We start from the raw sequence: 22076 nt of genomic DNA on the forward strand, positions 1-22076 counted from the left end.
CTTCTCTCTTACATCAAAACATTGTTAAGGCGTGCCGATATAGCCACGAGTGGTCGAGCAAAATTGCGGTGGCGCATGCGCGAGCTTTTCGGACTGCCAATGAAGATGGTTAAATATGAGTTGCCAGTGTGGTCTTCGAACGCATCCGCTGTCTAAACCGCCATAAAGCGTGACGCAGTACGTTGCGCGTCCATCGTGCACCTTTCAAAAAGGGTCTTGCTGTCGAACGCTGCATGCTTCGAAGCGGACGGCCGGCATCCGACGCAATGCGGCGCACTACTGCCTCAGGCGTCGTATACCGTTGCAGCTTCCAATCCCAATATATCGGATAACGAAGTAATGCGCCCGCAATCAGCATATCGAGCGAGACTGTGCGTTCGCGCCACGGAACAGGTGCTGCGGCATCGTGTGTGAGTCCCCAGCCGGCGTAAAACGGCAGGCCGTATGTAAAGACTTCTTTGCCGCGCAGCAGCGCGTCGAAACCCGCGAGCGATGACATAGTGTGTACCTCATCCACTGCATCAATCAGGGAGATCAGGTCCGCTGCGATATCGATCACGTCCACAACCCGTCCCGCATCGATAAGACCTGCACGATTGCCTGAAAGCACATCTGGGTGGGGTTTGTAGACGATAAACGCGTCCGGGCGTCGCGCGCGCACTTCACGCAGCAGAGCTTCCGATGAAGCGATTGCCCGGCTGCCAAGCCGCAACGAAGCGTCCCCCGCGACCTGCCCCAGCACCAAAGCCGTTGTTTTGCCGGCGGGTGCCTTCCATGCCGGCCGGCACCGGCCAAGGTTATATTTGGTGATGCCGAACCTGACGATTGCCTCGCGTAACGCAGCCGCGCGTGCCAGTTCAGTGCCGCTAAAATCGGCCTCATTCAGTATCGTCGTGAGATCGCTCGGCTGGGTGGAATCGAAGTACAAGCCGCGGCGATCAATCACCTGACTGAATGGCGCGACGATGTCAGAACCGAGACCCGACGAGTGCAGGAAGCCATCTTCAATCCGAACATGACGACTGCCCGGTGGCAGATCGTCGGAACTTCGCGCACCCCATAGCGCTGCGCACTCTGTGGTCCTTAACGACGACCGAGCGCAAGTCCATCTCAGCAAGCCGCCTCCGGCCGTCAGGAATGGCGTGGCGAATGGCCGCTTCCACCATTGAAAGTGCCAGCCGACAACTTCCCGCAGATCGTTGAACCGGCGAGCAACGTCTTGCTGCAACTCCATGCTGTCAAGCAGGGAATCGAGACTGCCAGGAGCGAGCGTAAGCGGATCGAGATAGCGCGCGGATCGGAGGAACACCGCCTCGAAGAAGCCAGCGAGCGTCGGCCGGGCAGTACGGCCGCACAGCACGCGATAATCGATAGTGAGTCCCCAGCCGGCATAGTACGGATCGCCGAACACATGGACCTGAGCCCCGGCCAGCATTGCGTACATCCCTTCGGAGGCGCTGACTGTATAGACGTGGTCGACATTGCCGAACACGGCGCAAAGCGAACGCTCGGCATTCAACTGTCGAACGCTCGGCGGCAACGTTGTGCAACTCGAAGACAACCACGGGCCGGATCCGCTGTCACCGGAGCGCGCAAGAAGAATCTCCGCGTCCGGGTAGGCCAGGTGCGCGGCGGCGGCCATCCTGTCGAATGCATCGCGGCGCCGACGCCTCGAAAACCCCCCAGCGGCCGACGACGAGCCACGCTCGTCGATCAGCAGCAGGCGCACAGAACGCGCAGACGTCGTCATTGCGCACGGACGACGTGGCGTGTCGACCCGCGAGCACGTTGCGAGAACGCGGTGCATCAGCCGAATGCCCTCGGGATTCGTTTGCGCGGAGGACTGATCGACGAGCGCTGTGTTCATCGCCGCAACCAGGGTCATCGGTGCCCTCGCCCCTTGCGGCATTTCGAACCACGACTCCGCCGGCACGCCGCGCACCATCCTGGGCGTAAACGGTCCTGGCCACGCGGCACGCGCCTGCCATCCGGCCATGCGCGCGACGCGAAGCAAAAGATATCCCGCCCATGTATCCATCCACAGCAAGTCGGATCGGCCCATGAACCAGCTGAGAAGACGCGATCCGCGCGTAATGGCGCGCAGATCGAATGCCTTCTTGGCGTCGTCGCAATCGGCCGGTTGCCGGGTTATCGGGTTAAGAGACATGACCGCGTTATGTTTCGAGGTTGTCGTGCGCAAATGATGCGGCGAGTGACGCCCACACGCGTTGTGTGAACGACTGCCAAGCGTGCGAACCGAACCGGCAGGCGCACGCATCGCGCAGCCGTCGCACCGCAAGCGTGTTTGCCGGTGCGACGCGATCGTCCGGCCGTTCGCGCCCGCGATCCCGCACGGCGCGGTATCGGCAAGCGCATCGATAGTTCGGTCAACGACCAAGGTAAATCCTCAAATATATGCGCTGGCCGTACCCTCTTCGCTGGGGAAGCAACGTAGGGGCCGACAACGCGAACTCTGGTCACCGAGCGCATCGGCTCACTACGCCGGACTCTTTAGCGCGTTTAGAAGTCGGTCGACGTTTTCGAAATGCTCGGCCCACGTGGGCTCGCGAAACCGTTCGATTCGAGCGAGCTGTGCCTTCCGCTCAGGGCTGTCGGGCCGCGCGTACGCGAGAATCCGGGCAAACCATGCAGGACCGTCAAGCGGATCGAGGTAGTCGGGGATGTCGCCAGCGAACTCGCGAAATACGCTGAGGTCGCTCGCGAGTACCGGCACGCGTTCCGCAAGCGCTTCGGCGATCGGGATGCCATAGCCTTCAGCAAACGAAGGAAATACGAGCGCCTGCGCATGCCGCAGCCAGGTATGCAATCGCTCGTCGGAGCAGTCCATTTCCTCGATCACACTGCCCTGGATACTGGTGCAGCGTTCAAGCATATCGAGCACGTTCTCGCATTCCCAACCGCGACGTCCGATCACCACCAGTTTCGGCGCTGCTTTGCCCAACTGTTCCACGAGGCGGCGCCAGACGTGCAGGATAAGCCAGTGGTTCTTGCGGGGCTCGATCGTTCCGAGCATCACGAAGTACGGCGTATCAATTGGGCGCGACGCAACATTGCCCCGCGACATCGCCGGTGCGAGTCTTGCCACGACCGTTTTTGGAAGCGGCAGGCGCGCACGGCTTGCGTATCCCAAAAGCGAATCGAGCGTTGCCTGCGAATTCGCAATGATTCCGCCCGAATATTTCAAAGCAGTCCTAACTCTCTCTTCATGCACCTGCGCTATCCCTGCACGGCAATACTCCGCGTGCGTCAGCGGAATCAGGTCATGCACCATGAAAGCCAGACCCACATTTCGCCGGCGCAACCCGCGGAAATAACGATCGGATTCGCCACCCGAATGAGATGTGTGCAGCAAGATCCCGTCTTTCAATTGCCTGCGGGGCCAGACAGTCAACACCGAACGGAGGATGAGCCGCGCGACGGAGTTGCGAGAACAATCCTGAGCCAGAAGCAACTGAAACGCGTGCGCGGACTCTCGCGCCGACAACGCAATATAAAAGCCGTGCACGCACAGAACGGCCAGCGCTGTATGCGAGTAGTTCCGCACATATGCAAGACTCACACGATCTATGCCAGTCGGCCTCTGTCCGAAAAACCGCCCTTTCAGGAGCCTCGTAATATCCAGGTAAATCTGCAAGACTCCCGCCCTTTCACCGTGCTCTCAAAATCAGGTTGCCACCCAAATTGGCCAAGCGGCAATTGTAGGGGTTTACCCAATAAGCCAATGTAAATACATGTTAAATTTCAGCGGAATCCTGTTCGACGGCTCGCTCAGGCACCAGCGCGTTATTCCGCCCCCAATTCCTAAGCTCATCCTGGCGACTATCGCAAAAACGGTACGACCCACTGCATGCCACGCTGGAAATATCCGCCACGTTGCCTGAATAGAAATTTCCATTCAACTGGGTATGCTGAATCAGAAAAGTTCGAAATCGGTGATACAACGACATGTCAGGGGTGAAATTTGCCGATTCGTACCAAAAGCGCGTCAATTCGCCCTGGAAAGTGAGTCCATCAAAGTCATAAATGGCCTTTCCCAAAACCTTTAGCGGCACACCATGATGGATCCCCGACAGGCCAACGGTGCTATTAACGACGAGCACCCCCGCCGCGTGGTCGAGCAAGGTTGGCAAATGCTGATCGTGAATGTAAATCAACCTGCCCGTCACACCATACTTCAGGCCGATCTTTTTAATAAAGCTCGAATAATCGTTATAGCCACGATCAAGGGGGTGATGCTTGATAACCAGCAAATATTCTGGACTGGCGTAGCGGGAAAATGAAGCCGCCACCTCCTCTATGAAATCCTGGACCGAGTCGAATCTCGAATGAACCCGCATCTGCGCATCGATTTCCGTCTGCAGTGGCATAAGAAAAAATCGTTTCGACTTCTGCCCGCGCAGATAATTCAGGACATTTCTTTCCTTGATGCGGTACAACAGCTTGCGCCAACCTGCGGCCACCCAGAACAAACCTTGCGCAATCGAGAGCGAGCGATGATGGCGATAGCGAGGAAACAGCAACATTCCAGCACTAGCCGCCAGGTAGTACATCACAGCCCAGCCGGCAGCGTATCTGAACGTCTTGCCAACGGGCCGCACCTCGCGCATAGGCACTTCGGGCCTTCCACGATAAAAATCGGATCGTCGCGGTACTGACGAATATGCATTGGTCCCGTCACGCTCCATGGTTATGAAATCAGGACGGACATAACCTTCCTCAAATACCCAGGTTTCAACTTTTCTGGCGCGGGCGATGCTTCGGGCAACTGCGTGAAGATAGCGGCAATCACCGAAAAGCATGACGGTATCAATGCGCAAATCTACCAACAGATTCTCGAAAAAAACGGGCCACGCTTCGGCATCGCCGCGATAATTGATGGCATTGAATGGGTAAAAAAACCAGTCACCCGCATTGAAATTCACTTTATGCACATGACAAGCGCCCGCCTTCTTCAGAACCTTCGATAGTCTTCTGAAAAAAGGTCCGACGGGCCCTTGTAATAGCAGGACGTTTTTCCCCGCAAAGTTACGCCACAGGTCCGGAATCATTCTTGCGTCCTGCTAATGGCCGCGAAATTCATGCCCCACATCCAAGCCGACGCGCGTAGCGTCATCGAATTCTTATTCCGCACATGATCGCCATGTGCAGCATAAATAAGTTGTTTTTCCTTACGACAGCCATCTCGAAATAAGCATCGGCAGATAAACGCTTCGCCAAGTGAGTATTCTGGCTGCCAACCGTCAATGACCTGCTGATCGATTCTTTTCTCGAAAGGATCGCGGTGGCAAAAGCGGACACCGAGTCTACCTTGTGCACGCAAAAGCCAGTAGTCAAGCATTGTCAAATGCCAGATATTCCGCCAAAGGCATCATATGCAACGGCATTTATAATCGACAGCTTAGGGAATAGGTTTCAGACAAGTCGCAAAAGCGTTTAATTTTTCTTTTACACGACGAAACGATGGAAGCACTGCTTTAATAGTGAAGAGGCCGTCTGACGTGAAAGCGCAGTAGCGGCACGCCGGCACATGAACTGGCGTAGACGCTGCCGTTGCACTATATGCGATTGCCGTGGGTGTGCAACCGCCGGTTGGCCACTGCGCAGGCCCGCAGAATGGAATCAGACCGCTTGGATGCAGGAAGCGGCGGCCAGCATGCACCGTGCTTCAGAAGTGTGGTGTATCCGGTTGCCTGATTGCGCCTGGAGCAGGCCACGAGTCGTCGCCTTTTTCGTTTTCGCCTCGCGGACCGAACTGTCCGGGCACCGCTTGACGTAGCTGCGAACGACTTCGGCCAAAATATTTTTCCAGTAGCGCATTGAGGATCGCCACAGTTTCGACATCGGGTACGCCGTCGTATTGTGCGGGACGGAAATGCATCTGGAACGCTGCGACGACGCTGACGGTTTGCGCATCGAGCACGCCCGTTTGCGGCGTGTCGTAACCATACGCAAGTAACATCGCCTGAAGTTCTGCAATGTCGCCGTGGAATGGTTGATGGCTGCGGTAATAGCTTATCGCTTCCGCTTCTGGCCAAGCCCCGACCTGGTACTGCTCGTATAGCTTTTGCCACGGAAACAGCGGACCCGGATCGAACTTGCGCCCAGGCGCGATGTCGGAATGCCCAACGACCTTTTGCGGGAGGATTTTGTGACGCGCGACGACATCAGCCGCGAGCTTGCCGATCACTGCGATCTGCGCGGGCACGTACGGATACCAGCGTCGACTCATCAGCGGCGCATCTTCGTCCTGCGAGGGAAAGCCGAGATTAACAGCCTCGATGCCGACCGAGCTCGCATTGAGCATCCGGTCACCCTGCCAGTAGCTGACACCGGCATGCCAGGCGCGACGAGGTTCCGGCACAAGCGCATAGACGCGCAAGCGCTCACCGCTGGTGCCCGTGTCCGGTATGAGGTAGTGCGAACTTACCTGTTTCTGTGAATCAGTCAGCGATGCGAGGGAGTCCGCCAGCGTCTGCGCGGTGTAATGGAACACCAGTGCGCGAACTCGCGAGTCCTGGTTCGGTGATTGAATCGATGTATCGATCACATAATCGGCATTCTGCATCTCGTCGGCGAGACTGCCGCCGCATCCTGCAATCGGCAACGCAAAGCTAGCCGCTGACCACATCGAAGTCCTCGCCAGAAAATCGCGTCGTTCCGGATTGACGGCCTCACCTTGCAATGCGCGTTGTTCTTTGCTCATGCTGCTGTTCCTTCTTTCCGCATCCTGCGCCAGGGGAAACAGCGTCCCTCACTGGCAAGTGTGCCGTGCCTGGAAGAGAATTCGTCAGGAAGAAATTTCATTGCAAGATACGTTAAGCCACTGGCTCGATATCTGTGGAGTCTTCGCCTATATCTTAGTTATACTATGTAAACGGCTCGCGAGTCTATCGCTACACGAGACACGCCATCGTTGCATGAAGCGCAGTCCAGGCAGGATACGTAAGATGGTGATGGAATCAGGAAAGTGACGTTGTGCGCGCTGGATGCCCCGGTGGGACGTAATTCGGGGGAAGGGCAGGCAGCGCACGTTCGAGGAATCTTTTTTATCGCGCAGATCTGCTTCATCCTGACTCGCTGCCTGCCCGCCAGGTTACGCTTTGCCAGGCGGTCACGGTAACTGCATGGCGAGTTCCTTCATCGGAGCGTTTCATGGCCGGGCGCACGGCGCAACAATGTCGGCGGCTTGCCACTTCCGCTCAAATGCCCGGGCGGAAGTGGCCCCGTACCCTGCGCCCACACGGAGGTGTCAGGCCGGATCGCTACCGCGTACAACAAAGTTGCGCCCGCCGCGTTTTCTCCACATCACGCCGCTCCCGGCAAACCCCCGCTCGTCCCAACTCTCAAACGGCACCCGGGTTCACGTACGCGGTCTTGACCGTCGTATAAAACTCCCGCGCATAACTGCCTTGCTCCCGCGGACCGTAGCTCGAACCCTTGCGCCCGCCAAACGGCACGTGATAGTCCACACCGGCGGTTGCGGTGTTGACCATCACCATGCCGGCCTGCGCATGACGGCGAAAATGAGTCGAGTACTTGAGGGAAGTCGTGCAGATGCCCGCGGACAGACCGAATTCCGTGTCGTTGGCCACCGCGAGCGCCTCGTCGTAGTCCTTGACCTTGATAACCGAGGCCACCGGGCCGAACACTTCTTCGCGGTTGATGCGCATCTGCGGCGTGGTATCGGTGACCAGTGCCGGCGCGAGGAAGTGGCCGCGCGTGTCGCGCTCCACCCGCTCGCCGCCGAATACCGTGCCGCCCTCTTCCGTGGCGATCGCGAGATAGCGTTCGTCCTGCTGAAGCTGCTTGTCGTCCACCACCGGGCCGATGTGCGTGCCGTCGGCCAGCGCATCGCCTACCTGCAACGCACGCATGCGCGCTTTCATGCCGTCGATGAAGCGCTCATAGATACCTTCGGTCACGATCAGACGGCTCGACGCGGTGCAACGTTGACCCGTCGAGTAGAACGCGCCGTTGATGCACGCTTCGATCGCGACCGCGAGGTCGGCGTCGTCGAGCACCACCATCGGATTCTTTCCGCCCATCTCCAGCTGGAACTTCTTGCCCGACTCGAAGCATTTCGCACCGATGGCCCGCCCGGTCGCGACCGAACCGGTGAAGCTCAGGGCATCCACTTCCGGCGACAAAACCAACGCTTCGCCGACCACCGAGCCACGTCCCATCACGAGGTTGATCACACCCGCGGGCGCGCCCGCTTCGGCGATGATCTTGACGAGTTCCCACGTGCAGGCCGGCACCAGATCGGCCGGCTTGACGATGACCGTGTTTCCATACGCAAGCGCCGGCGCGATCTTCCATGCGGGGATTGCGATGGGGAAATTCCACGGCGTGATCAGGCCGACCACGCCGAGCGGTTCGCGCGTGACTTCGACGGTCATGCCGGGGCGCACGGACGGCAGCGTCTCGCCGTTCAAACGCAGCGCTTCGCCCGCGAAGAACTTGAAGATCTGCCCGGCGCGGCCCACTTCGCCGATCGCCTCGGGCAGCGTCTTGCCTTCTTCACGCGCGAGCAGCCGGCCAAGCTCGGCCTTGCGCGCGAGGATCGCGGTGCCCGCCTGGTCGAGGATGTCGAAGCGCTGCTGGGGTGTGGACAACGACCACTGCACGAACGCTTTGCGCGCGGCGCTGATCGCGCGTTGGGTCTGCTCGGCGTCGGCCTGCGCGAACTCGCCGATCAGGTCGTCGAGGTTGGACGGATTGACGTTGCGCGACACGCTCGCGCCTTCTACCCACTGTCCGTCGATGTAGTTTGCAAATTGGCTCATGCTGTCTTTCTCCGGTCGATTGGGATTGAAGCCTTCGCCGGCGACGCGCGATGGTCAGCCCGGCACGGAGGCCACGGAAAATACCTGAAGCGATGCGCGGCAAGATCGCCGCGCGCTACGCTCACGATACGCTCAATGGGCGTGCCGATCAGGCCGTGCCGAGCAGCCCACGCGCCGCAAGGTTCCGATAAAGCGCGCGCACGCCGAACGTCCACGGCTCGATTTCGGTGCTCAACCGGACCGTGTTAGTCAGCGCGCCGAGTTGCGGCGTCGAAATCGTCACCAGGTCGCCCAGGTGATGCGTGAATCCGCCCCCGGCGGCATCGCGGTCCTTGATCGGCGAGAACATCGTGCCGAGGAACAGCATGAAGCCGTCCGGGTACTGGTGATGCCGTCCCCATGTCTGCGCGACGAGGTCCGCCGGATCGCGGCTGATTTCGCTCATGTGGCTCACGCCTTCGAGCACGAAGTCGTCGTCGGCGCCTTCCACCCGCAGCGCGACGCTCGCCGAGCGCACCGAGTCGAGAGAAAAGCGTTCGTCGAACAGGCGCACGAATGGCCCGATCGCGCAGGAGCCGTTGTTGTCCTTGCACTTGCCGAGCAGCAGCGCCGAGCGGCCTTCTATGTCGCGCAGGTTGACGTCGTTGCCCAGCGTCGCGCCGACGATCTGGCCGCGGCCATTCACCGCCAGCACGATCTCCGGCTCCGGATTGTTCCAGGTCGACGCCGCGAGCAACCCCACGTCGGCGCCGAAACCCACCGACGACATCGGCTGCGACTTCGAAAACACTTCCGCGTCCGGGCCGATGCCTACTTCCATGTATTGCGACCACGCGCCGCGCCGTTCGAGCTCGGCCTTCAGCTTCATCGCGGCGTCCGAGCCCGGCTTGATCTTCGAAAGGTCGGTGCCGATCGTCGAAGCGATGGTCTCGCGGACCTCCCTCGCCTTCGCCGGATCGCCACCCGCCTGCTCTTCGATCACCCGTTCGATCAGACTCACCGCAAAGGTGACGCCGCACGCCTTGATGGCCTGGACGTCGCACGGCGCGAGCAGCTGCACGGCCGGCGCGCCGGCGCCGGGCAGGTTGGCTGCCATCAGTTGCCCGGCGCTGCCTAGCGGCACGCCCGGCGCCGTGCGCGCGAACTGCGCGGCATCCTCGCGCTCGAACAGGTCAGCCGTGGTAGGCACCGCGGCGGTGATGTCGAACACCTCGCCGCCACGCACGACCACCACGCACGGGCCTTCATGCTGATCGGTCTTGCGCCACACGCGCCCCACGAGCAGCGCCTGGTCGAGGTCGTCCGGAAGGAAACTGGATTGGAAAGTTGCGGACATGGGAGTGGTTTGTTCAGGAAAGTTGGAAAGCACAAGGGCCGGGGTCCGACGTCAAACCGGAACCCGGCGCTGCAAGCTGCGCGTCAGTGCGAATGCCTCGGATTGCCGCGCTCGGCAATCACTTTCAGATACAGCGTCGCGGGCTCGAGACAGCCGCCAGTCGACAGTTGACCCACCGTCTGGCGGTACAGCTCCTGCCAGGGCGTCTGCGCTGGCGGATACGCAAAGCTCGCCGTTTCGCGGCGCCGCGCGAGTTCCTTCTCGTCGAGCAGCACGTTGACACTGCGCGAATTCAGGTCCACGCGAATGCGGTCGTTCGTGCGCAACAGCGAGAGTCCGCCGCCCACCGCCGCTTCGGGCGACATGTTCAGAATCGACGGGCTCGCGGAGGTGCCGCTTTGGCGGCCGTCGCCGAGCGTGGGCAAGGACGTGATGCCCTCGCGCACCAGCGCGGCCGGCGGCGCCATGTTCACCACCTCGGCGCTGCCCGGATAGCCCACCGTCCCCGCGCCGCGAATCACCAGAATGCAATGCTGGTCGATTTCGAGCGACGGGTCGTTGATGCGCGCGTGATAGTCCTCGGGACCGTCGAATACGATAGCGCGTGCCTCGAACGCATTCTCGTCACCGGGCTCGCTCAGATAGGTCTGGCGGAACGCGTCGCCGACCACCGACATCTTCATGATCGCGCTGTCGAAGAAGTTGCCGGACAGCACGATGAACCCGGCGCCGTGCTTGAGCGGCTCCTCAGTTGTCCTGATCACTTCGCGATCTGCCACAGGCGCATCCGCCGCGATCTCGCCAATCGTGCGGCCGGACACCGTCAGGCATTCGCCATGCACGAGCCGTGCATTGACCAGTTCGCGCAACACGGCCGGCACGCCGCCCGCACGGTGAAAGCTCTCGCCGAGATATTCACCCGCGGGCATGCAGTTCACGATCAGCGGCACCTGCTCGCCCACGCGCTGCCAGTCGTCCAGACTCAGTTCGACACCGATGTGCCGGGCAATCGCGATCAGATGCGGCGGGCAGTTGCTCGACGCGCCCAGCGCCGAGGCCACCACGATCGCGTTTTCGAACGCGGCCTTCGTCATAATGTGCGACGGGCGCACGTCCTCACGCACCAGATCGACGATCCGTTTGCCGGTCACGTAGGCCATCTGGCCGCGTTCGCGATAGGCGGCGGGAATGCTCGCGCAGCCAGGCAAGGACATGCCGAGCGCCTCGGCGAGACTGTTCATCGACAACGCGGTGCCCATCGTATTGCAGTGTCCGATCGATGGCGACGAGGCCGTGGTCAGCTGCATGAAGCCCTCGTAGTCGATCTCCCCGGTGGCGAGCAGACTGCGCGCATGCCAGATGACGGTGCCCGAACCCACGCGCTTGCCTTCGTGCCAGCCGTCGAGCATCGGACCGCCCGACAGCACGATAGCGGGCATGTCGACGGTCGCCGCCGCCATCAGACAGGCAGGCGTGGTCTTGTCGCAACCGGTGGTGAGCACGACGCCGTCGAGCGGAAAGCCGTGCAGAATTTCCACCAGCCCGAGATACGCGAGATTGCGGTCGAGCGCGGCGGTGGGCCGGCGGCTCTGTTCGGCGAGCGGGTGCACCGGAAATTCCATCGGAATGCCGCCCGCGTCCCGAATGCCGGCCTTGGTGCGCACGGCGAGTTCGATGTGATGGCGGTTGCACGGCGCAAGGTCGCTGCCCGTTTGCGCAATGCCGATGATGGGCCGGCCCGACTGAAGCTCTTCGCGCGTCAGACCGTAATTCATGAAGCGCTCGACGTAAAGCGCCGTCATATCCGCATGCGAAGGGTCGTCGAACCATTCCTGGCTTCTCAGCCGGCGCGGTGTAATTGCTGGCATAGTGCTTACCTCTCTGTCATGGGGAGAGCTGGATCACTGGCGCGCTGCGTCGCGCGCACCGTCTGGCGGTTGGGTTTACCGCCATCGGCCGGCGCTGCCCGCGTCAGCATGCTGCGCGGCACGAGCAGGATCAGCATACAACTAACCAGCAGACACGCGCCGAGCGCATAGGTGCCGTTGTTCAGGTCGCCGGTCAGATTCCTGGCGACGGCCGTGATCATCGAACCGGTGAAGCCCGACAGGTTGCCGATCGCGTTGATCATCGCAATCCCGGCCGCGGCGGCCGCGCCGGACAGCAGCTGGCCGGGGAACGTCCAGTAGATCGGCATCAGCGCGAGAACGCCGGCGGTGGCAATCGTGAGAAAGGTAATCGCCAGTACGATCTGATGCGCAAACGCCGCGCTCAGGATCAGGCCGACGCCGCCGATCAGCGCCGGGATTGCAGCATGCAGCCGCCGCTCGCCGGTTTGCTTCGAATGCGCCGCATTGGCGAGTGTCGCGATGATCGCGACCCCATACGGGATCGCCGTCAGCAAACCAATATGCAACGGGTCGTGCACGCCGGTCGCCTTGATGATCGACGGCAGCCAGAACGCCAGTCCGTAGAAGCCGGTGTTGAACGTCAGCAAGATCGCGACCAGCAGCCATACGCGCGGATCGCGCACCGCCGAGCCGAAACGCGCGGTCTTCTGGGCGGCCTCGCGCTGCAGATTCGCCGTGAGCAACTTCTTCTCCTGCGCCGTCAGCCAGCGTGCGCGCTCGATGCAGTCATCGAGCGAGAAGTACACGACGAACGCGGTCAACAGCGACGGCACGCCTTCGATCAACAGCATCCACTGCCAGCCCTGGTAGCCGAACAGGCCCGCGGTGTGATCCATCAACCAGCCCGACACCACGCCGCCCAGCATGAGACTGACCGGCATCGCAATCAGAAAGCCCGACATCACGCGGCTCTGACGCTGCGCGGGGAACCAGTAGTTCAGGTAAAGAATCACGCCGGGGAAAAAGCCCGCCTCGCAGATCCCGAGCAGGAAGCGCAGGGTATAGAACATCGTCGCCGTCTCGACATGCGCGAGGTGCGCGAGCGGCTCGACGAAGGCGAGCGCCATCGACACGAGACCCCACGTGAACATGATTCGCGCGATCCAGAACCGTGCGCCGAAGCGATGCAGAAACACATTGCTCGGAATTTCGAAGATGAAGTAGCCCCAGAAGAACACGCTGGCGCCGATCGCGTACATGGTGTCGGACAAGCCGAGGTCGTCGAGCATCTGCAGCTTCGCGAAGCCGACGTTGACGCGATCCAGATAAGCCACGACATAGCACAGCAACAGCACCGGCAACAGGCGGCGCACGACCTTGCGATAGGTCCTTTCGTCGAACTCGCTCGTCTGCGCGGCAGGCGCGGCGACGGTGGAGGGCACAGTGGTCATTCCAATCTCCATCAGCGTATTTTTGAAGGAAACGCCTCCGCGCCACCGCTCGCCTGCATGCGAGTCGATATACCGCCGCCGGGAAAGTTACCGGTAACATTTCGCGGTGTGGATGTTACGCGTGGCGAACCACCGGAACAACCAAGGGATATCCCTGAGATGGGAATGACCGTGGAAAACGGTCTGCTGAGGTGGTGCCGAACCGGCGCGCCGCCCGCTCAGTGGCTCAGGCGCTCAGGCGCTTTCGCGCGCAATCACCGAGAAGTCGATCTTGACCGCTTTGGCGCGCTGCGGCTGTCCCGGTTCGGGCGCCGAGAGCGCGGCAAGCAGGTTTTCACCGGCGCGCAACCCTATTCCATATGCGTCCACCGACACCGTAGTGATGGTCGGCTGACAGCACCACGACACCTCGAAGTTGCCGAATCCGGCAATCGCGATGTCGCCCGGCACCGACAGTCCACGCCGGTGGCATTCCATGATCGCGCCGAACGCCGACATGTCGCTCACGCACATCACGGCCTGCGTATCGGGCCACGCGTCGAGCAACGCGCCGATCGCGGGCGCGCCATGGCTCATCGTGATCGGCGATTCGCCGAGCCGAATCACGCGCGGCTCGCCGAGTCCGAGCGCTTTCATTTCCGCGATATAGCCGCGCGCGCGGTCGAGACCGCGACGATCGCGCTCACTCGCTCCGGCAATGAAGCCGATTCGCCGATAGCCCTTCGCATGCAGGTGCCGAACCATCGCGCGCGCGGCCGCTGCGTTCGAAAAGCCCACCGCGGTGTCGATCGGATCGGCAGGCAGGTCCCACATCTCGACGACCGGGATACCGGCGCGCTGCAACAGCGTGCGGGTCGCATCGGTGTGCCGGCTGCCCGTGAGCGCGACGCAGCGCGGCTGATGGCGCAGCATGGAGCGCACCAGCAGTTCTTCCTGTTCGAGACGATAGTCGGTGTCGCCAAGCAGCAGTTGCAGCCCATGCGGGCTGAACGCCGCGTTCAGCCCGCGCACCGTATCGGAGAAGTTGGAGCTCGAGAGCGACGGCACCAGCACCGCGACGAACTCCGAGCGTCCCGATGACAATGCACCGGCTGCCGCATCGGCGACGTACCCCAGTTCGTCGATGACCTTCTGCACTTTTTCGCGGGTGGCCTGCGAAACGCTGCGCCCAGCCAGCACGCGCGAGACAGTCATCTTCGACACGCCGGCGCGTTGGGCGACGTCGGCCATGCGGGGCGGAACGGGCGGTTGGGACGTCATGGTCTTGATCACTGCAAACGCGCGGAAGTTACGGAACGCACATGATACGTGGCGAAACCCGGCATCGGGATCGGCTTTCCCGCGCGCGGTGCTTGCCCGTCATGCCCCGTTCATTGCGCGACGCCCCATCGACACGGCGCCTGCGGCTGCCCCGGCACGGGCGAGCGAAACAAAAACAGGCCGCCCGCCTGCGGCTGCTGCTGACGCTCGACCCGCGACAAGCCCTTCCACGCGGTCGATGCATAAACCGTCCGAAGGTCGTCTGCGCCGAACGCGAGCTTCGTTACGTTCGCGCACGGAAACCGCACCTGCTCGACCACCTTGCCGTCCGGCGAGAATCGTTCGATACGCCAGCCGCCGAACAACGCAACCCACACACAGCCTTCGGCATCGACCGCGATTCCGTCCGGATAGCCGTCGCCGGAAATAGCGGCAAAGATGCGTTTGCGCGACAACGTCCCGTCATCGCTCACGTCGAATGCGTAGACGACGCGCCGCAACGTGTCGTTATGATAGAGCGTGCGTGCATCCGGACTCATCGCCGGGCCGTTGGTGATCACATAGTCGTCGTCCTGCACCACCACGTCGCCCGCGTCGTTCACGCGATACAGCCTGCCGGTCGATTGCTCCTCGCCGTCGTCCATCGAGCCGAACCACAGGTGCCCGCTCGGATCGACGAAACCGTCGTTCAGACGGTTGCCCGGCAGATGCGTCTCCACGTCCCTGAGCTTGCTGAACTGTCCGCTGTGAGCATCGAAGCGATACAGCCCGCCCGGCATCCCGCAGACGAAACCGCCGTGCGCAAGCGGCACGACGAAGCCCGGCTGATCCGGCGCGCTCCACGTTTGCGTGAGCCCCGTAGCGACCGACAAACGATGGATATGGCGACCTTTGATGTCGACGAAATAGACCGCGTTCTCCGCGGCATGCCACACCGGGCCTTCGCCGAGTTCCGCATTCACCGGCCATACGCACTCTGGCAGACGGATCTTCATTCTCCGTACCACCCGGCGTCGACGAAGTAGTCGCGGCCGGAGCAGCGCGATGCGTCGTCCGACGCGAGGAACAACGCCATGCGGGCGACGTGCTCGGGCTCGATGCGCAAGCGCAAGCATTGGCTCGCAACGAGCTTCGCTTCGCTCTCCGCCGACTGCCACAGCTCCATCTGCCGCGGCGTTCGCACCGCGCCCGGAATGATGCAGTTCACGCGGATGCCGGCGTCGCCCAGATCGCGCGCGAGGCCTCGGGTCAGCCCCTCGATCGCGGCCTTCGCGCTCATGTAGAGCGCCAGCCTGGGCAACGCGAGGTGCCACGACACCGAGCCGAGATTCAGGATCACGCCGCGCCCGATCTTGCGCATGCCTGCCGCCGCTGCCTGCGCGCAGAAGAACTGATGCCGCAGGTTCACGGCCATGCGCTCGTCCCAATAGGTCGACGTGACCGCGTCGATTTCGTGCCGGTCGTCGTTGCCGGCGTTATTCACCAGCACCTCGACCGGCCCCGCGATGGCGGCGATCTCCGCGAACGTGCTTTGAATCGCGTCGACGTTGCGCAAATCGCAGTGGCGGAACAACGGCGGATGCGGGGCGTCGCTCAGCGACTGCTGCAACGCCAGCGAATCCGCCTCCGCCACGTCGAGGAAGAAAACGCGCGAGCCTTGTCGTGCGAATGCTTCGACCATCGCGGCGCCGATACCGCTGCCGCCACCTGTGATGACGACCGTTTTGCCCGAGAGGCTGGGATAGATTGCGTACGACATCTGGTATTCCGCTTGTTCCGAAAATGACTCTCTATGCGAGGCTATGCGAAGTATTCAGCCACCCCGGCTGGATACCTCCCCGACCTGCCTGTTACGACACGACCTCGACTTCGCTCACCATGCGCCAGTCGCGTTCGAGCGTTCGCACCGCTTGACCGGTGACGCTCACCGTGTCGCTCAGATGAATGTCGCGGCTGGAACTTCCCACCATCAACTCGAAGTCGCCAGGCTCGACGATACGCTCTTCGCGCCCGTCGGTGAAGTTGAGCATGTCGACCGGAATGCGCACACGGACCTGCGCCGACTCGCGTGCCGCGAGGGGCACGCGTGCGAACCCCTTCAACTCGCGCACCGGTCGCGCGGACGATGCGAGCAGGTCGCGCACATAGATCTGCACGACCTCGGTGCCTTCGCGCGCGCCCACGTTCTCCAGCATAAAGCTGAGTTCGACCGTTCCATCGCCGATCGGCACTTCCCATCGCGCCACGGCGAGACCGCTGTAACGGAACTGCGTATAGCTGAGACCGAAACCGAACGGGTAGCGACAACCGAAGTGATAGGCGACCGGCGTACCGGCGCTCTTGAGCCGATGGTTGTAAGTGTAGGGCACGGCGCCCGCGCTCTTTGGCACGGACAACGGCAGGCGTGCGCTGAAATTCGCCCGGCCCGTCAGCAGATCGGCGAGCGCCTCGCCGCCGTGTTCGCCGGGCGCGAACGCTCGTGTTTGCACGACCAGGGCAGGTCACGCTAATCGGATGGGTGCCTGAGCGTACGCAGGTGGCGCTGGCCGAGCAAAGCGCCACTGCGGTGAGCGGCGTCACGTCGTTGAACAACCTGCTCTCTCGTGGGCGCTGACAGCGGGCGAACGGGCGCGCGGACGTGAGTGAGACCGTGCGCGCGCTGCATCTGCGTTTTGCCTCGGGCAGCTTTCATCGGGGTGCCCACTCCGCGGCGTTCGACTAGGCCCGGCCCATAGCAGACTCTTCGTCCCGCCGCGAAGTCTGCACGCGCAACTGCGCGCATCGGATGATCCGCCTTCTCATGGCTCATACGAGCCCACCTCGTTGACCTCCGGCAACTCGTCCTCCGCCTGGTTCGGTTGTCCAGCGGCAGTTGCGTGAGAACGCTCGGGGGTTGGCACGACGGGGGGAGGCATCTTGCCAATGCCTTCGTCGATGCGTTGCAGTACATAGGGGAAAAACGGGTTGGACGCGATCCGGAACATCGAGTCGAGCGTCAGGATCAGCGTGCCGCGCTCGCCACGCGGCGCTAGCGTGCCGAGGTTTTCGTTGAAGTTCTCCTCGTTGCCCGGCGCGATGCCGTATAGCGCATCCGTCACCGGGAACGGAATGGCCACGTGCGATAACGAGAAGATATCCTGCGGATATTCGATGCTCAAAGGCTTGACGCGCGTTTCGACCTGACCCGCATCGACACTGCGCTCGACTGTCTGACTCGAGTCCGGCGCCGCGTTCGCGATCACGGTGGTGCGATAGTCCTGCGGACCTGTCCGCAGCAATCGCGACAGTGCGGTGTATGACGCCACCCGCAGAAACGTCCTGAATCGCACGCTGCGGTTCACGTCGAACAGCACGACTTCACTGCCGTTCTCGGGAAGCTGGTCGTATAGCGAGGACATCACCGCCGGCGTGCTGACGGTGAAATCGGTCACGGACTGGAACGTCAGAATGGGCGGCAATGCGACCAGCCGGTTCTCACGATGCAGTCTGGCGATCTGCTCCTGGATCGTACTCGTGAGCAGGTACGACTGGCGCGCGCCGTTGACCGGAAACGAGTTGTATTTGAACGGATTGAACTCGGGCACGATGCCGAGCCACGCGGCGCGCGCGAACGCCGGGAACACCGCCGGCAGTCCGGCGAGACCGGCAAAACGGGCGTAGCGGGTCACGCCGATCATCGGCGAGACGAGGATGACGCGGGTCGGGCGCGAAAGCGCCGGGTTCTCGATCGAATCGAGCGCATATTGCAGCGCGAGCGCGCCGCCGTTCGAAAAACCGACCAGTTCGAGCGGTTTGTCCGGACCGATACGTCGGCGCGCCTCACGCACCGCGAGCCGCGTTGCTGCCGCCCATTCACGCCACTCGACCCGCGTAAGCCCGGCCGGCACGGTGCCGTGTCCCGGCAGACGGATGCCGATGGCGACAAAGCCGCGGTCCCGGTAGCGGCGCGCGATGTGCCGCAAGCTGAACGGCGAATCCGTCAGGCCATGCAGCAGCACGACCGCACCCGCGGGCGCCCCGGACGGTTCGAGTATGTACGAGCGATTCCGGTTTTGCGCGAAGTGCTCCGGATAGATCGGCGCGCCTTCGTAGTAGCGGTTGGCCGGCACACGTTCGGCAGGAGTCAGTTTTTCGACGACGTTCGCGCGCACGTCGTCGAAGATCCGCGACTCCGCCTTGAGGTAGGCGTTCCAGTCGCCGGCGTCCATTTCCTTGACAGTCATTTCACGCGGCACATAGGTGTGCCACACCGCGAGTTCAGGAGCACGCTGCGCGTACCACGCGCGCAAGCCCAGCGCGATTACGCTCAGGAGGAACAGAATCAAGGCACTTATCTTTATTACCTTCAGCGATGTGCGTAGCATTCGTGCTCTCTCGGTGAGGGGTGCAACGGCCTGCCAGGCGATGATCAGCCACACTCGGAACACAGCGGGTTCAGTCTACGCCGCTGCGCCGCGTCGGCGTCTGCAATGTGAACGCAAGCATCGGCGCGCTCGCCGGCCGCCATGCGTAACCAGGACCGATACAAGATGCTGATGGCCGACCCGATCGACTCATGGGATCATCGTTGTGGCGTTCGGCGGTGATGACGGCATGCGTGGTTTGGAAGATCGCGCCCGGATATCCTAAAGTCTTTTATCGATCCGTTCAAACACTGCTGCAATTTCATGAAGCGCCACGTTGGGTGCGCCCGAGCCAGGACACTGCCGGGCTGTGCAGCCAGGTGGATACGCTTTCAACGTATTGCATGCACGGTCGGCCCGGCACGATGCCGGCCTGGATGTACCGTCTGGGGAGTAGCGAAGCTGGGAGCGCCGCGACTCACTGTTTGACGCGCGCTTCGGCGCCAAATCGGCAAAGGAACGTGTCGAGCGGGGCATGCTCGCGACCAGCTGCCTGCGGCACTGCGTGTCTGGCGACAACGTAGGCCGCCGCCTGGTCGTAGCGCTCGGCGCAAGGCACTGTCGAGAAAATCGCGGCATGGACAGGCGCACCGGGCGCGATGCATCGCCCCGGCGCCCCATCGGCATGACTACTGCCGGCCACCCCTGATATTGCCCGCCACGCCACCGGCAGCCCCGCCGATGAGCGCGCCGGTCCATGCGTCGCCGCCCGAGATCGCCGCAATGCCTGCGCCGCCTGCCGCGCCGATCGCCGCGCCGCTCATCGTGCCCTGCTGCTGCGCGCTCATGTCCGTGCAGCCGACCAGGATCACAAACGCCCCCGTGCCCACGATCCATCCAAGTCGTTTCATGATCGTCTCCTTTATGGGTTTTTCTTCAGGCCCGGCACAACCATCTCGAACCACAATGTCTCGATCACCGGATGCTGCATCCGGGTGGGATTCCCGGCGTACCAGTTGTCGAGTCCCTGCCGCACGCTATCGAGGGTTTGACCTTGCATACCTTTGGCAAAGCGCGGCGCGAGTTCCTGGCCGGCGGATTGATTGCCCGCGTCGTACGCGCGCTCGATCTCGAGCGCATTGGCGACGCCGACGAGATACGCCTTCTTGGCCTCTTCCGACGAGTGGACCCATTGCTCGCCCGTGACAATTGGAATGCTGTCCGCGCGGGCGACATGGCTCATCGTTGCGAACGTCAGGAAAGTCAGAGATAACAGCGTTCGCCATTGTGGTTTGGTTGCCATCACGTACTCCATGGAAGTTATGTTCTCCAGCAGCGTGCGCGCACCGCATCCGGTGGCGTCGATCGTTTATGTAGGGCAATGGATTTGAAGGTGATCGGGACTCCTTTTTTCGGTCTCAACTGCCGCAGTGAGTCGGCCGCCCCGACATTGCGGGACTAGCCGCCGGCATCTGCGATGGGGCGCGATATAGAGTCTAGGGCGTTTTCTACAATTTCCAAGGTCGTTTCCGCCCCATCCATGCAGCAGGGCGCTTGCGTCCTGGCGCAAGCTCAAGCGGTTCGAACCTGAAAGTCAAACAGCAGCGATCCGTTGCTGGAATGAAGGAGAATCATCACGTGCCACTATCGTATGCAATTCAGTTCCAGTAGTAGTGCAAACCGCTGATCACGGAAAGCCGATATAGCTGTAAGAATTCCGATTGCGAGTTGCCGACATTCCATTGTCCGAATACAAACAACTCGGCTGCGGGACTCAGCTTATAAGTGAGCGACAATGCGAGGTTCCCTCCATAGGGCGCGTCGAACGCCTGAATGTAGCGAATTGTCAAATCGAGTTTATTGAACAGGTCCGTGCGGCCCAGCTGCACCAATGCATAACGTTGTCCCAGCAGGCTCTGCTGCGGATTCAACGCCTGGCCCAACAGCCCGGCCCCCGCAGGATTGCCCATGGCAAGCGCCGAACTGCCGGAACGGATCGCGTTCTGATACGCACGCCTCTCATCGCTCGTGTAGCCGTCGCCGTTATAGAGCAGCTCCAGTGTCTGGGTCCATCCGGACAGCAGCGTGTAGCTCGCGCCGAGCAATGCACTGGCGCGCCAGGAAGGGTCGCGCGTCTGAGTTTGCGAGAGTGTCCAGCCAGCCGGCGCCAGCGCGTTCTGCTCGGCGAACAGCGCATCGCGCCCCTGGCCTAGCGACGCATCGCCGTACAACAGCAGCGCGTCCGACACCGTCCACGTGCCGTATGCGCCGAGCCGGTTCACGCCATTGTCCCGATGCGACACGAGCGCGCTGGCCGACACCGAGTCGCCGGTCCAGTTGACCTTGAGGGCCGTCACTGGAGAGAAGTAGGCCTTCGTCGTATCGCGGGTATCGACGTGGAAATTGCCGATGCCCTCGACACTGAACTCCGGCGTGATCTGAGCGCTCGCGCGGACCATATCCCGGCCGAGTTGCTCATGCACGGGATCGGTCTTGCCCGTTTCCGCGAAAAAGGGATTGCTTGGCGACAGCAGTATCGCGCTGCCCCATAGCAGCACACCGCGGCCCACCTCCATGGTCACATTGCCTGGCATCCGACACGACAGGCGCCCTTCGTTCAGGTATGCGTCGGTCGTGGTGCGGGCGCCCTGCCCCGGCGTACTGCCTTGCCACACGAAGAAGGCGCGCGGCTTGAGTTGCAGATAGCACGGATCAGCCTTCACCGTTAGATCGACCCGCGGATCGATTTCGGCCTGGGTTCCCGGCAGCTTCGCTATCTGATTGTCGGGATTGACCTCTGAGCGCCGGTTGAGCACCGTCCCCGTCACAAAGCCGACGATCTGCGTATGCTCCTGAAAAGCGATCCCGCCAGACCCGCCATCGTCCTGCCCTTCGGCCGCCGATGCGGTCCCCGACATGCCCGCGCAAACCAGCGCAAAGAGCCGCATCAGACCGAGCACGACGGTGGCCGTCCAGCACGGCACAGCGTGCGGCCGCCTCCCGGCCCGTTCAGCATGCATGACGTCGAT

The 22076-nt window shown here is 62.0% G+C and carries 18 protein-coding genes and 1 pseudogene; 1 reads left to right on the forward strand and 18 read right to left on the reverse strand.

Annotated features, from left to right (window positions below):
* Positions 1–109: 109 nt before the first annotated feature.
* The 14 genes and pseudogenes from ABQJ48_RS20610 to ABQJ48_RS20675 form a co-directional block, all read right to left on the reverse strand.
* The gene (locus ABQJ48_RS20610) at positions 110–2167 is read right to left on the reverse strand and encodes a capsular polysaccharide export protein, LipB/KpsS family (protein ID WP_367839842.1); all 2058 of its coding nucleotides are present in this window, start codon (positions 2165–2167) and stop codon (positions 110–112) included.
* Positions 2168–2497: 330 nt separating this feature from the next.
* Positions 2498–3655: a glycosyltransferase family 4 protein gene (locus ABQJ48_RS20615; RefSeq protein ID WP_367839843.1), complete on the reverse strand. Its 1158-nt coding sequence runs from the start codon at positions 3653–3655 to the stop codon at positions 2498–2500.
* A gap of 100 nt (positions 3656–3755) precedes the next feature.
* Positions 3756–5069 (reverse strand): capsule biosynthesis protein, encoded by a 1314-nt coding sequence (locus tag ABQJ48_RS20620; protein WP_367839844.1) that lies wholly within the window; start codon positions 5067–5069, stop codon positions 3756–3758.
* The gene (locus ABQJ48_RS20625; RefSeq protein WP_367839845.1) at positions 5066–5359 is read right to left on the reverse strand and encodes a hypothetical protein; all 294 of its coding nucleotides are present in this window, start codon (positions 5357–5359) and stop codon (positions 5066–5068) included. The genes ABQJ48_RS20620 and ABQJ48_RS20625 overlap by 4 nt, the downstream gene beginning before the upstream one ends.
* 327 nt (positions 5360–5686) lie before the next feature.
* Positions 5687–6724 (reverse strand): N-acetylmuramoyl-L-alanine amidase, encoded by a 1038-nt coding sequence (locus ABQJ48_RS20630; protein WP_367839846.1) that lies wholly within the window; start codon positions 6722–6724, stop codon positions 5687–5689.
* Positions 6725–7100: 376 nt separating this feature from the next.
* A pseudogene (locus ABQJ48_RS20635) lies at positions 7101–7302 on the reverse strand (transposase); the annotation flags it as partial.
* A 62-nt stretch (positions 7303–7364) separates the two neighbouring features.
* The gene (locus ABQJ48_RS20640) at positions 7365–8807 is read right to left on the reverse strand and encodes an aldehyde dehydrogenase family protein (RefSeq protein ID WP_367839847.1); all 1443 of its coding nucleotides are present in this window, start codon (positions 8805–8807) and stop codon (positions 7365–7367) included.
* A 148-nt stretch (positions 8808–8955) separates the two neighbouring features.
* A complete protein-coding gene (locus ABQJ48_RS20645; protein ID WP_367839848.1) occupies positions 8956–10143 on the reverse strand; it encodes a fumarylacetoacetate hydrolase family protein in 1188 nt (395 codons plus the stop codon).
* An 83-nt stretch (positions 10144–10226) separates the two neighbouring features.
* Entirely contained in the window at positions 10227–12011 is a 1785-nt protein-coding gene (locus ABQJ48_RS20650; protein WP_367839849.1) for an IlvD/Edd family dehydratase, read from the reverse strand.
* Positions 12012–12016: 5 nt separating this feature from the next.
* The gene (locus ABQJ48_RS20655) at positions 12017–13444 is read right to left on the reverse strand and encodes an MFS transporter (RefSeq protein ID WP_367839850.1); all 1428 of its coding nucleotides are present in this window, start codon (positions 13442–13444) and stop codon (positions 12017–12019) included.
* A 234-nt stretch (positions 13445–13678) separates the two neighbouring features.
* Positions 13679–14674 carry a LacI family DNA-binding transcriptional regulator gene (locus ABQJ48_RS20660; protein ID WP_367839929.1) on the reverse strand — a complete coding sequence of 332 codons (996 nt, stop codon included), beginning with the start codon at positions 14672–14674 and terminating at the stop codon, positions 13679–13681.
* A 140-nt stretch (positions 14675–14814) separates the two neighbouring features.
* A complete protein-coding gene (locus ABQJ48_RS20665; RefSeq protein WP_367839851.1) occupies positions 14815–15699 on the reverse strand; it encodes an SMP-30/gluconolactonase/LRE family protein in 885 nt (294 codons plus the stop codon).
* A complete protein-coding gene (gene xylB / locus ABQJ48_RS20670) occupies positions 15696–16463 on the reverse strand; it encodes a D-xylose 1-dehydrogenase (protein WP_367839852.1) in 768 nt (255 codons plus the stop codon). The genes ABQJ48_RS20665 and xylB overlap by 4 nt, the downstream gene beginning before the upstream one ends.
* Positions 16464–16554: 91 nt before the next feature.
* The gene (locus tag ABQJ48_RS20675) at positions 16555–17193 is read right to left on the reverse strand and encodes a fibronectin type III-like domain-contianing protein (protein WP_367839853.1); all 639 of its coding nucleotides are present in this window, start codon (positions 17191–17193) and stop codon (positions 16555–16557) included.
* Positions 17194–17240: 47 nt separating this feature from the next.
* On the opposite strand from ABQJ48_RS20675, the gene ABQJ48_RS20680 reads away from it, so the two are divergent.
* Complete coding sequence (locus ABQJ48_RS20680) at positions 17241–17318, forward strand: hypothetical protein (protein WP_367839930.1); 78 nt, start codon at positions 17241–17243, stop codon at positions 17316–17318.
* Positions 17319–17502: 184 nt separating this feature from the next.
* On the opposite strand, the gene ABQJ48_RS20685 is transcribed toward ABQJ48_RS20680, so the two are convergent.
* The 4 genes from ABQJ48_RS20685 to ABQJ48_RS20700 form a co-directional block, all read right to left on the reverse strand.
* Positions 17503–19068, reverse strand: coding sequence for an alpha/beta hydrolase (locus ABQJ48_RS20685; RefSeq protein ID WP_367839854.1), 1566 nt, complete (start codon positions 19066–19068; stop codon positions 17503–17505).
* A 668-nt stretch (positions 19069–19736) separates the two neighbouring features.
* Positions 19737–19958: a hypothetical protein gene (locus ABQJ48_RS20690; RefSeq protein ID WP_367839855.1), complete on the reverse strand. Its 222-nt coding sequence runs from the start codon at positions 19956–19958 to the stop codon at positions 19737–19739.
* Between the two features lie 11 nt (positions 19959–19969).
* Positions 19970–20350, reverse strand: coding sequence for a hypothetical protein (locus ABQJ48_RS20695; RefSeq protein WP_367839856.1), 381 nt, complete (start codon positions 20348–20350; stop codon positions 19970–19972).
* A gap of 355 nt (positions 20351–20705) precedes the next feature.
* Positions 20706–22067, reverse strand: coding sequence for a hypothetical protein (locus ABQJ48_RS20700; protein ID WP_367839857.1), 1362 nt, complete (start codon positions 22065–22067; stop codon positions 20706–20708).
* Between the last annotated feature and the right edge of the window lie 9 nt (positions 22068–22076).

The organism is Paraburkholderia suaedae (assembly GCF_040812055.1).
In the GTDB taxonomy this organism is placed as follows: domain Bacteria; phylum Pseudomonadota; class Gammaproteobacteria; order Burkholderiales; family Burkholderiaceae; genus Paraburkholderia.

Excerpts from the sequence above, each read along its gene's own strand:
- ABQJ48_RS20610 (WP_367839842.1), bottom strand. The coding sequence starts at position 2,167 with ATGTCTCTTAACCCGATAACCCGGCAACCGGCCGATTGCGACGACGCC.
- ABQJ48_RS20620 (WP_367839844.1), bottom strand. The coding sequence starts at position 5,069 with ATGATTCCGGACCTGTGGCGTAACTTTGCGGGGAAAAACGTCCTGCTA.
- ABQJ48_RS20625 (WP_367839845.1), bottom strand. The coding sequence starts at position 5,359 with ATGCTTGACTACTGGCTTTTGCGTGCACAAGGTAGACTCGGTGTCCGC.
- ABQJ48_RS20630 (WP_367839846.1), bottom strand. The coding sequence starts at position 6,724 with ATGAGCAAAGAACAACGCGCATTGCAAGGTGAGGCCGTCAATCCGGAA.
- ABQJ48_RS20640 (WP_367839847.1), bottom strand. The coding sequence starts at position 8,807 with ATGAGCCAATTTGCAAACTACATCGACGGACAGTGGGTAGAAGGCGCG.
- ABQJ48_RS20645 (WP_367839848.1), bottom strand. The coding sequence starts at position 10,143 with ATGTCCGCAACTTTCCAATCCAGTTTCCTTCCGGACGACCTCGACCAG.
- ABQJ48_RS20650 (WP_367839849.1), bottom strand. The coding sequence starts at position 12,011 with ATGCCAGCAATTACACCGCGCCGGCTGAGAAGCCAGGAATGGTTCGAC.
- ABQJ48_RS20655 (WP_367839850.1), bottom strand. The coding sequence starts at position 13,444 with ATGACCACTGTGCCCTCCACCGTCGCCGCGCCTGCCGCGCAGACGAGC.
- ABQJ48_RS20660 (WP_367839929.1), bottom strand. The coding sequence starts at position 14,674 with ATGGCCGACGTCGCCCAACGCGCCGGCGTGTCGAAGATGACTGTCTCG.
- ABQJ48_RS20665 (WP_367839851.1), bottom strand. The coding sequence starts at position 15,699 with ATGAAGATCCGTCTGCCAGAGTGCGTATGGCCGGTGAATGCGGAACTC.
- xylB (WP_367839852.1), bottom strand. The coding sequence starts at position 16,463 with ATGTCGTACGCAATCTATCCCAGCCTCTCGGGCAAAACGGTCGTCATC.
- ABQJ48_RS20685 (WP_367839854.1), bottom strand. The coding sequence starts at position 19,068 with ATGCTACGCACATCGCTGAAGGTAATAAAGATAAGTGCCTTGATTCTG.
- ABQJ48_RS20690 (WP_367839855.1), bottom strand. The coding sequence starts at position 19,958 with ATGAAACGACTTGGATGGATCGTGGGCACGGGGGCGTTTGTGATCCTG.
- ABQJ48_RS20695 (WP_367839856.1), bottom strand. The coding sequence starts at position 20,350 with ATGGCAACCAAACCACAATGGCGAACGCTGTTATCTCTGACTTTCCTG.
- ABQJ48_RS20700 (WP_367839857.1), bottom strand. The coding sequence starts at position 22,067 with ATGCATGCTGAACGGGCCGGGAGGCGGCCGCACGCTGTGCCGTGCTGG.